At 63.7% G+C, this 3,907-nt stretch carries 6 protein-coding genes and 2 pseudogenes; 4 read left to right on the top strand and 4 right to left on the bottom strand.

Annotated elements, in window-relative coordinates; translation table 11 throughout:
- Positions 1-199 (bottom strand): annotated as a pseudogene (locus B5V02_RS10665) (substrate-binding domain-containing protein); the annotation flags it as partial.
- Between the two features lie 576 nt (positions 200-775).
- Between B5V02_RS10665 and B5V02_RS10660 the strand changes: the two are divergent.
- On the top strand, positions 776-958 hold the full coding sequence (locus B5V02_RS10660) for a hypothetical protein (protein WP_146606042.1): 183 nt from the start codon (positions 776-778) through the stop codon (positions 956-958).
- 55 nt (positions 959-1,013) lie between these two features.
- Here the strand turns inward: B5V02_RS10660 and B5V02_RS10655 are convergent, their stop codons facing one another.
- On the bottom strand, positions 1,014-1,910 hold the full coding sequence (locus B5V02_RS10655; RefSeq protein ID WP_111544181.1) for a LysR substrate-binding domain-containing protein: 897 nt from the start codon (positions 1,908-1,910) through the stop codon (positions 1,014-1,016).
- A gap of 128 nt (positions 1,911-2,038) precedes the next feature.
- Here B5V02_RS10655 and B5V02_RS10650 point away from each other — a divergent pair, with 128 nt between their 5' ends.
- The 3 genes from B5V02_RS10650 to B5V02_RS10645 are packed head-to-tail and all read left to right on the top strand — an operon-like array spanning position 2,039 to position 3,492.
- Entirely contained in the window at positions 2,039-2,674 is a 636-nt protein-coding gene (locus tag B5V02_RS10650; RefSeq protein WP_111544180.1) for an FMN-dependent NADH-azoreductase, read from the top strand.
- 17 nt (positions 2,675-2,691) lie between these two features.
- The gene (locus B5V02_RS41090; RefSeq protein WP_208647068.1) at positions 2,692-2,889 is read left to right on the top strand and encodes a hypothetical protein; all 198 of its coding nucleotides are present in this window, start codon (positions 2,692-2,694) and stop codon (positions 2,887-2,889) included.
- Between the two features lie 15 nt (positions 2,890-2,904).
- The gene (locus B5V02_RS10645; RefSeq protein WP_208647067.1) at positions 2,905-3,492 is read left to right on the top strand and encodes a pirin family protein; all 588 of its coding nucleotides are present in this window, start codon (positions 2,905-2,907) and stop codon (positions 3,490-3,492) included.
- On the opposite strand, the gene B5V02_RS42410 is transcribed toward B5V02_RS10645, so the two are convergent.
- The gene (locus B5V02_RS42410; protein WP_342633854.1) at positions 3,395-3,763 is read right to left on the bottom strand and encodes an nSTAND1 domain-containing NTPase; all 369 of its coding nucleotides are present in this window, start codon (positions 3,761-3,763) and stop codon (positions 3,395-3,397) included. The two genes, B5V02_RS10645 and B5V02_RS42410, sit on opposite strands and share 98 nt — an antisense overlap.
- Positions 3,744-3,907 (bottom strand): annotated as a pseudogene (locus B5V02_RS41500) (3-hydroxybutyrate dehydrogenase); the annotation flags it as partial. The pseudogene B5V02_RS41500 and the gene B5V02_RS42410, both read right to left, overlap by 20 nt.

Genomic DNA, 3,907 nt, shown 5'->3' with positions numbered 1-3,907 from the left:
CCGCCTGCTTGGCGCCATTGTAGACGATGGTGCCGAAGGCGTCGCCCTCGGCGCCGCCGACGAAGAAGCGGATGTGGACGTCCTTGCACCATTGGGCGTCGAGCGCCTGCGCCGGCAAGGTGGAGATCGCAGCGGCGAGCATCGTGGCGGCGGCCACGATGGTCGAGCGCGGAAGTGTCCTTCTCATCGTCACGCTCATGCACTTATCCTCCCTTTTTTCCCTGGCCAGGCCGAGGGGTTTGACATTCGCTTCGGCGCTTGGCCGCAGGTGCACGGGCCTGGCTCCTCCCAACGGCCCGCATCGGCGCGGTGGGCGACGCAGAATACGGTCTCAACGATATCGGTGCGAACCAGGCATTGGTATGGCCAATTCAAGTCCACGGCGGTGGCGGAACCATACGAGACAATAGGGGAACGTTCCAATTCGGGCCCACAAAAAATCCAATAGCCTACTTTCCCAAAGACCAATGATCTTGGTTGCTGTAGGCGCTTTGGACCCGAACCCGACGTCCCGTCTTCCACGGGGCGAACGGCAGCTTTGCGCCCCATCTCGGTCATCGAGCTGACCACGTCCGTATTCTGCAAGCGGCCATCGTTTGTTCCCGCCCTTGAGGCCACTCTGCGCAAGAAGTGGACTTCCTGATCTGACGCAAATAGGTGGCGGACACTAGCGGGCGGGAATGCGGGCGACTTCGACAACCCTTTAGTTTACGCTTGTATGCCGTTCTGCAAACACGAAGAGCGCCGCATACCCCCGCTTCTCGCTGTCTTCACCATGAAGCCCGAAGACCTCGCGCGCTTTCGCACCCTGGAGGACCCGGCACTGCCGCTCGAGTTCGATTCCTATCTCTCCCGCCTGGAACAGGTGGAGCGGGCCGCCAGGCTCGCTCGGATCCGGGAGCATGGCGCGCTGGCAGTGGCGGATGTCCTCTCAGACCGGATCCAATGGGGAGAGTAGGTTGCGCACTCTACCTAGGCCATGTAGTCCCACAAGGTCGCCAAGAGGCAGCGCGTCAAGGTTCCCTCATCTTGACCGCAAGGAAGTCGATGAAACGGCGCACGGCGGGCAGGAGGCCGCGGCGGGACGGAAAGACTGCATGGATGATGCCCCTCGGGGGTAACCAGTCAGGCAGCAACACCTCCAGGTTCCCGCAAGCGATGTCCCCCGTCAGGATGTAGTCCGGCAGTTGCACGATGCCGACACCGTCCAGCGCGGCCTGGCGCAAAGTCATCATCTCGTCGGTGGTCAGTCGCGGCTGGTGGGGCACCGCTTCCACCGTTCCGTCCGGCCCTGTCAGCCGCCATGCGTGCTCGCCGCCGGCCAAGCTGAAGCCCAGGCTCTCGAAGCGCGTCAGGTCGGCAGGTAATAGGGGGCGGCCCAGCCGGTCCAGCAGCGCCGGGCTCCCTGCCAGCAGCAAGGTACTTTCTCCCAGCACTTTCATGACCAAATCCGAACTCTCCAACGGCGGCATTCGGACCCGGAGCGCCACGTCGAAGCCCTCCTCGATCACGTCCACGCGCCGATTCGTCACCTCGTAGTGGATCTGCACACGCGGATGCTCTGCGAGGAAGCGCGAAACCAGCGGTGCCACGGTGGTCAGGCTGAGCATCATCGGGCAACTCACCCGAATGAGTCCCCGCGGCTCGGCTTGGACGCGCTCGACTGCCTCCTGCGCCGCCTCGGCCTCGGTCACCATGGCGAGGCAATGCCGATAGTAGCCCTGCCCAATCTCGGTCACAGCGAAGCGGCGGGTCGAGCGCTGAAGCAGCCGCACGCCGAGCCGCTCCTCCAGAAGCGACACGCGCCGGCTCAGGGTTGACTTTGGAATGCCGAGCACCCGGCTGGCGGGCGCGAAGCCCTTGTGCTCCACCACCTTGGCGAAGAAATAGAGGTCGTTGAGATCCTGCATTGCCGCCCACCGTCGTTCCATTGTTGGAACAGTGAGTGCCATGGAGGCCTCCTATTGGCAACGTCGTTCGACGGTTATGTTCGGTGGGACAGCAAGGACGGCCAATTGGGCCAGTCCCGGAGGATTCCATGACCAAGACGCTTCTTCATATTGACTCTAGCGCCCTCGGCGACTTTTCCACCTCGCGCAAGCTGACCGCCTCCATTGTGCGCGCCTGGCAGCAGGCCAATCCTCACGTTCGGGTCACCTATCGCGATCTGGCGGCCGCGCCCCCGGCCCACCTGACGGGGCGCGTGATGATGGCCATGCGCTCCCGCGACCTGACGGGCCTGAGTGATGAGGAGCGGGTGCAGATTGCCTTCTCGGACGATCTGGTCGAGGAGTTCCTCGCCGCCGACGCGGTCGTGATCGGGGCGCCCATGTACAACTTCAGCCTGCCCACACCGCTCAAGGCCTGGATCGACCGCATCGCTCAGGCCGGCCGCACCTTCAAGTACACCGAATCCGGCCCGGTGGGGCTCGCCGGGGGCAAGCGCGTCGTGATCGCCTCCTCGCGCGGTGGGATGTACGCCGGCACGCCCCTGGAGGCCGCCCTCGACCACCAGGAGGCCTACCTGCGTGGTGTGCTCGGGTTCACGGGCATCACTGACGTGGCCATCGTTCGCGCCGAAGGCACCAACATGGGGCCTGAGGCCGTGGAACAAGCGATGATCTCGGCGCATGAGCAGATCGAGCGCCTGTTCGTTACTTCGCTGGCAGCCTGAGGTTCAGGAGGAAAAGCATGCGCTACAAGGCCGAAAGAGCCCCCATGGTGATCGACCAGGGCAAGTTCGTCGTCCACGCTGCCATGCCGGGGCTCAACATCCCCGGCCATCCTGACCATGGTTATGGCCCACTCGCGCTGATTGCCGAGTCGTTCACGGCTTCCGACACTTGGATCACGATGCACGAGCACGTGCAGGACGAGATCATCTCCTAGGTGCCCCATGGCGTCATGCGGCACAATGACCGCACGACGGGCAACCTCATCACCGACCCGGACCACCTCATGGTCATGAATGCGGGCCGCAGCTTCTGGCACGAGGAGCGCACGCTCGCCGGTGACCCGCCGCTTCGGATGTTGCAGATCTTCGTGCGGCCGCACACGCTTGATCTGGAGCCTCGCATCCAGCATGGATCGCTGGCGACTCCCGAGCCCAACCGGTGGCGGCATCTCGTCGGTCCCGAAGGTGGCGCTGCTCCGTTCGTCGTGCGCAACGACATCGACCTCCATGACATCCGTTTGGAGGCAGGCGCATCGGCGGCGCTTCCACATAGGCCAGGGTGGAGCCGGTATTTCTTCGTCTATACCGGCAGCGTCGAGGCGGAAGGCACGCGGTTCGACCAGGCCGAGAGCGGATTGACGACCGATCCGGCCGGGTTGGTCCTTCGGGCCGTTGAACCTGCGCTCGTCGTGGCGTTCGTGATCAACCCTGAGGCCCTGATCACGCGGGGCGGCACGATTGGGGATGGCGCGGCATGGAAGGCAGCAGCCCGGCTCGAAGGAGAGAAGACTTGCCGGAGCCGCTCATCCCATAAATGAATAGGAATGCCTTGCTTTTGACAGCCTGCTGCTCCAGAGGTTCCAAGCAGGCAGCAGTGGCTCGAGCGCGGCCGAAGAAGAGGTCAGGGTTTTCGAACTCGAAGGGGTTGAGACCTCGAAAAGGCGATGTGACCTGCTCCTCCGAGGCGAGCGGCACGCGGTAAGCGGAAAGCAGGTATGACGAGTAGCGGAGATTGATCCTACATAAGGAGGGAGATCGCGGGCGATAAGACGCGCGTCTCCGAACCCCGCTACTGCATGAACCATCCATGGCTGACCACCATCGATTGGCCAGTCAGCGCGTTCGATGGGAAGGCCGCCAGGAACAGCGCTGCTTCCGCAACGTCCTGGACGGTCGTGAACTCGCCGTCGACCGTCTCCTTCAGCATCATGGTCTTGATCACGTCCGCCTCGG

This window comes from Mesorhizobium kowhaii, assembly GCF_003253745.1.
Taxonomy (GTDB): domain Bacteria; phylum Pseudomonadota; class Alphaproteobacteria; order Rhizobiales; family Rhizobiaceae; genus Mesorhizobium; species Mesorhizobium kowhaii.
The sequence above is the reverse complement of the archived record's forward strand: the minus strand, read 5'-3'. Positions and strand labels throughout refer to the sequence as shown.